The organism is Sphingomonas aquatilis, from assembly GCF_014196115.1.
GTDB classification, from domain to species: Bacteria; Pseudomonadota; Alphaproteobacteria; order Sphingomonadales; family Sphingomonadaceae; genus Sphingomonas; species Sphingomonas aquatilis.
This window is the reverse complement of sequence record NZ_JACIDB010000028.1, coordinates 1-4770: the sequence shown is the minus strand read 5'-3', so window position 1 is coordinate 4770 and position 4770 is coordinate 1. Positions and strand designations below refer to the sequence as shown.

The window sequence follows — 4770 nt, the reverse complement described above, 5'->3', positions numbered from 1 at the left end:
TGGGAGCACCTCAAGGTTTGTGACACGGACAGCGGTAAGCTGAACAGGTAGCGAACAGGGCGGCTCAGGCCACCTTGGCTCCGGGTCCGCCGGCGATGTTGAGTGCGCGGTAGCCGTCTCGATCGAGCTCGGCAGCGGCATTCTGCCAGAGGTAATCGCCGATCAGGCTGATGTGTCGCCAGCCGAGCGGGGCTACATGGGCGAGCAGCTCGTCGGGCGCGGGCTCGCCGCTGGCGCGCAGATGCTCGACGGCGCGGCCCATGTAAAGCGTGTTCCAGTACACGATCGCGGCGGTGACCAGCGTCAGCCCGGACGCTTTCAGCGCCTGGTTCTCGAACTGCGGATCGCGCAGGCGGCCCTGTTTGTGGACGAACACGGCTTGGGCGAGCGTGTGACGCGCCTCGCCCTTGTTGAGCCCAGCCTGACACTGCTGGCGGAGCGCCCTGGATTCTAGCCAGTCGAGCGTGAACAGGGTGCGCTCGATCCGGCCCAGCTCCTGGAGCGCGAAGTCGAGCCGGTTCTGGCGACGGTACGCGGCCAGCTTCTTCAGCATGACCGACGGTAGCACCACGCCGGCCTTCACGGACGCGGCGAGCCGGACGATCTCGTCCCAGCTTTCGCGGATGGCAGCGATGTTGAACGGGCGCCCGATCAGCTTCGCGAGCGCCTCGGGGCGGGCCGTGCCCGGGAACAGGCCGAGCCGGCGATCGGCTAGATCGCGCAGGCGGGGCACGAACCGGAAGCCGAGTAGGTGCGCGAGCGCGAACACGTGGTCGGACGCGCCGCCCGTATCGGCATAGTGGGTCGCGGGATCGATGCCGCAGCCGTGCGCGACCAGCCCGTCCAGCACATAGGGCGCCTCCGCCGCGGTCGCCGAGATCAGCCGGACATGGTAGGGCGCGTAGGTATCGGCGACATGGGCGTAGATCTTCTGCCCCGGCTCCCGGTCGTAGCGCGCGTTGGTGCTGCCGGCCGCGCCCCGCCTGCCCGAGCGGAAGAACTGCCCGTCCGAGCTCGACGCGGTGCCGTCGCCCCACACGCGCGTGAGCGGCAGCGCGGCTTGCGCGTCCACCAGATGGCGCAGCCCTGCCGCATAATTCTCTTCCGATACGTACCAGCCATGCGTCCAGGCGAGCTGGGCGTAGGTGACGCCCTGGCTGGCGTTGGCCATGCGCTCGATGCCGAGGTTCGTCGCGTCTGCCAGGATCGCGGCGAGCACGGCCTGCGGGTTGGAGTGGGCGCGGCCCGAGCGCAGTTCCGGAAATGCGCACAGGAACCCGGTGCGGGCTTCCACCTCGGCGAGCAGCTCGGTGATGCGCACGCGGGGCATGAGCCGGTCGACGGCCGCGTCCAGCCTGTCGGCCGCAGCGGGCGTTACGGCCGCGAGCGGGCTGACCCTGAGGTTACCGCCCCGCAGCTCCACGCCGTCGAGCGTGCCGCGCTTCAGCGAGCCTGCGAACCGGCGCAACCGCCAGTCGAGCAGCCTGGCGCGCCCCTCCAAGTAGCGGCCGACGTCGGTGTCGAACGGCAGCGTGAGCGCGATCTCGGCCGCTTTGCCGGGCGGGAGCATATAGCTGTCGAAGCGCAGGTGTTCGCGCGTACCCTCCACCCACAGGTCGCCCGATTGGAGCCGCTCGCGCACGGTCGCGACCGTGGCGGTTTCGTAGCGACGGCGGTCGATGACGCCGCCCTCGGTGATCGCCGCCTTCCATTTTCTGGAAAACGGCATGGGCGCATCGGCCGGTACGTCTCGCCGCCCGGTCGCGTTCAGCGCGCGCACGACCTTGATCGCGCCGAGCACGCCGTCGCGCGAGCCTGCCGCCTTGAACCGGAACGCGTCAAAAAACGCGGGCGCGTAGCGCCGCATAGTCATGTAGCGCCCCGCCGCGCGGATCAGCGGCTCGTCGCGAGTCAGGTCGGCGATCGCGGTCGCCTCGCTCTCGGCGTCCAGAAGCCTCGTCCAGCCCACCCCGTCGTCGAGCGCCGCCCAGACGTCCAACCCGTCCTCGCGCGCGACCCGGAGTGCGCCGACCGTGGCGCCCAGCAGCCGCATGAGCCGGTTCACGTCGCGTGTGGTCGCCTCGATGCCGCGCTTCTGCGCGGCCCTGGCCCTGGCGAACAGGAGGCCGGTCTGCTTGCCGAACATTTCGATCGCGGCGTCCGCGAGCCGCGCTTCCAGGTCGATGACGGCTGCGGCGAGTGTCGCGCGCCTTCTGCGGAGCGAGTAGTCGGACAGGAGGAACGCGGGCGCGACGTGGCCTTCGCGCACGAGCTGCTCGAAGCGGTGCTCGTGGATGCGGCCGGCCATGCCCGGGTCGAGCCCGAGCCGGCGCACGTGCGCGAGCCGGGCGAGAATGCCGGCGAGATTGCGCGCGGTCGGGCTGTCCGACGTGTCGCGCAGCCACGCGAGCGGCGTCGTGCTGCGATCCTGGTCCACGATCAGCAACGCATCCAGCCCCGTCACCTGCTCCGGAGCAAGCGCATCGACCAGCGTGTCGGCCGCGAGGCGGCGCGCCATGGCGCGCCCCGCCACCCCGATCCGCTCGATACGGGCGGGCGCGGGCAGAACGATCCGGGCAGCACGCAAATGGCCCAGCACTGCCGCGGCGATCGGCTTGCCCCGTTCGGTCGCTTCCGCCGCGCGGGTGGCTGCGCCGAGCGCGCCGGGGACGTCGGCCGCCTCGAACGCGCGCAGGCGCAAACGCTCCATCGCCTCCCAGGCGTGTTCGAGCCGGGTCTGGGCGCGATGCGCGTAGCCCTCGAACGCTGTGGGCACGATGTCGAGTTGCGCGGCCAGGTGCCGGATCAGAAAATCGGGGACGACATCGTCGTGGCGTATGCCGAAGCCGGGATGACGCAGCAGGGCGAGGTGCAGCGCGAAGCCGAGCCGGTTGGCGTCGCCGCGCTTCGCTTCGATCAGTGGCCGGTCCTCATCGGCAACCGTGTAATGCTTGGCGAGCGAGGCATGGTCGAGGGGCACGCCGAACAACGCGCGGCGTTCGTCGCCCGTTAACAGATCGCGTCTGGCCATCGATCACCCCCTGTCCGGGAGCGTATAGTTTATGGCCGACACGTGCGAGGTGTCGCGTAACTCTCAAGTTTCGCGACAGCGGCCCTGACCGGTCACGCCACGAGGGCGGACGCTGTCGCAAATGTCTGTTGCTAATCAGCCGTGTTCCAATGCACATCTGCGACATGCTCCTCGGCTATGCGCGCGTATCTACCGACGATCAGGATCTCACGCTTCAAAAGACGGCACTGAAGGCGGCCGGATGCCGGCGGACATTCGAGGAGAAGGTGTCCGGCGCCAAGCGCGCCCGACCGGAACTCGACCGGATGCTGGAGCAGCTGCGCGACGACGACGTGGTTGTGGTCACCCGGCTCGATCGCCTAGCGCGGTCGACGCGCGACCTGCTCGACATCGCCGAGAAGCTGAACGAGGCGGGAGCGGGGCTGCGCTCGCTCGCCGAGCCCTGGGCCGACACGACCACGCCTGCGGGACGCATGGTGCTCACCGTGTTCGCCGGCATCGCGGAGTTCGAGCGCGAGCTGATCCACCAGCGTACCAGTTCCGGCCGCGCGGCAGCCATGGCGCGCGGCGTGAAGTTCGGGCGTAAGCCCAAGCTCACTCCGGACCAGATCGCGCTCGGACAGCGTCTCGTCGGCGAAGGCACATCGGTGCGCGAAGCGGCGAAGCTGCTGAAGTGTCATCATGCCACGCTCTATCGGGCGCTCAACCATCCGGCGCAGATGCCCGTACATCGCTCGACACGTTGATTGAGGAGTAGGATTTCGCCATGATCTTCGCGCTTCTACTAGCGGCAAGTTCGCCGAATTCCGCGCTGGAGGCGGAGCGGGCCTACTCGGAAGCTGTACTTGCCAGTGGCCGTCAGGCAGCGGCACGCAGTTTCGGTCCACAAAGCGACCCCTGGCCAATACAACATGCGCCCGAAACCGCGCGCTCTCCATCTGTGGCCAGCATGTTGCAAGCAGCCGAGAGTAGCCGAAGGTGGTGGCTCACAATGATGAGTGTCGAGAGCCATGCCGAGCGCAGACCCGAACTTGTCTTTCCGTCCTGTGATCCGAGCGGGTCGGCAGTTGTTATCGGCGGGCTGTACGATGGCGGAAATCGAGTTGGATCATATAAGACGCTTTGGCGGAACAGTGCTGAGGGGTGGCGCTGGGAAATCGACGACTATCGTCGGGATGGATCGAAGGCATTAGCGGCAGAAAGTTTACAAGCGATCGAACCTGAGTGCTCGGCAAAACTCACCAATGAACAGCTCCAAATCCAAGCCGTTAGCGATGCGAAAGAGATCGCGTCTGTTTTGCGACAGGAGCAGGCCGGCAAACAGGTCGACTGGTTGGCTGTTCCAAGACGAAGCGTGGCCGAAGACGTTATCTTTGTCGGCAACGATGGCCGACGCATCCGCAGGCTCCCCGCCAAGCTGCCCATTCGGCGCATAGCGGGTGCGTTATCGTCCGGAAGCAGTTACGATGAAACGCTACGGTGGAGTAGCCGCGTCCTGGACGGGTCTGCACAAGCCCATAGCTTTCAGATCACCCAGTGGCGCGGTCCCAAGAATGGATGGCAGATCGTCTACTACGAGCTCCGCGGGTGAAACATCACGAGAGGTGATCCGGTAACTTCCAACTCGTCCAACCTCACAAACCCACGAAACTTAATATACTTTGCGGCAACGCTCAGGCCTTTGTTGACCATTTGTTCCGACTGCCGCTGTCCATATGACAAACCTTGAGGTGCCCCCT

General features: G+C 67.0%; 3 protein-coding genes. 2 read left to right on the top strand and 1 reads right to left on the bottom strand.

Annotated features, from left to right (window positions below; all coding sequences use genetic code 11):
• Nucleotides 1-64 precede the first annotated feature (64 nt).
• The gene (locus GGR47_RS18950; protein WP_147037378.1) at nt 65-3031 is read right to left on the bottom strand and encodes a Tn3 family transposase; all 2967 of its coding nucleotides are present in this window, start codon (nt 3029-3031) and stop codon (nt 65-67) included.
• A 164-nt stretch (nt 3032-3195) separates the two neighbouring features.
• Between GGR47_RS18950 and GGR47_RS18945 the strand changes: the two genes are divergently transcribed.
• Nucleotides 3196-3777 (top strand): recombinase family protein, encoded by a 582-nt coding sequence (locus GGR47_RS18945; RefSeq protein WP_007406331.1) that lies wholly within the window; start codon nt 3196-3198, stop codon nt 3775-3777.
• Between the two features lie 20 nt (nt 3778-3797).
• Nucleotides 3798-4622, top strand: coding sequence for a hypothetical protein (locus GGR47_RS18940; protein WP_126014483.1), 825 nt, complete (start codon nt 3798-3800; stop codon nt 4620-4622).
• Nucleotides 4623-4770 lie beyond the last annotated feature (148 nt).

What these genes read in the sequence shown, in the direction of transcription:
- GGR47_RS18950 (WP_147037378.1), bottom strand. Translation starts at nt 3,031, where the DNA reads ATGGCCAGACGCGATCTGTTAACGGGCGACGAACGCCGCGCGTTGTTC.
- GGR47_RS18945 (WP_007406331.1), top strand. Translation starts at nt 3,196, where the DNA reads ATGCTCCTCGGCTATGCGCGCGTATCTACCGACGATCAGGATCTCACG.
- GGR47_RS18940 (WP_126014483.1), top strand. Translation starts at nt 3,798, where the DNA reads ATGATCTTCGCGCTTCTACTAGCGGCAAGTTCGCCGAATTCCGCGCTG.